Below are 241 nucleotides of genomic sequence, written 5' to 3'. Positions count from 1 at the left end.
TGCACCGTTTACCGTGCGCAGCCCAAAACTGAAGGTGTCCACGCCCTCATTCGTTGATTTCACGGTGTTTTTGCCATGCTATCAATATTTCAATAACTATCAGAATAAGTAGCAGCGGAAAGACAAGCGATGTTGCGCCCACGATGGTCGCTATGCATAGCAGTAAGCTGGCGCCTGCCGAAAACAGGTACAGCCACGCTAGTACCGCATGCCCTTCCTTTTTCTCGCTCTGGAATTGTTT

Annotated in this window: 1 protein-coding gene; it reads right to left on the bottom strand. The window is 49.4% G+C overall.

From position 1 onward, the window contains the following. Nucleotides 1-46 precede the first annotated feature (46 nt). Nucleotides 47-241, bottom strand: a 195-nt coding sequence (locus SB822_RS60405) for a hypothetical protein (RefSeq protein ID WP_410859559.1), incomplete at its 5' end; no start/stop codon positions are given.

The organism is Paraburkholderia sp. SIMBA_054, from assembly GCF_046534875.1.
Lineage (GTDB): Bacteria > Pseudomonadota > Gammaproteobacteria > Burkholderiales > Burkholderiaceae > Paraburkholderia > Paraburkholderia hospita.
The sequence above is the reverse complement of the archived record's forward strand: the minus strand, read 5'-3'. Positions and strand labels throughout refer to the sequence as shown.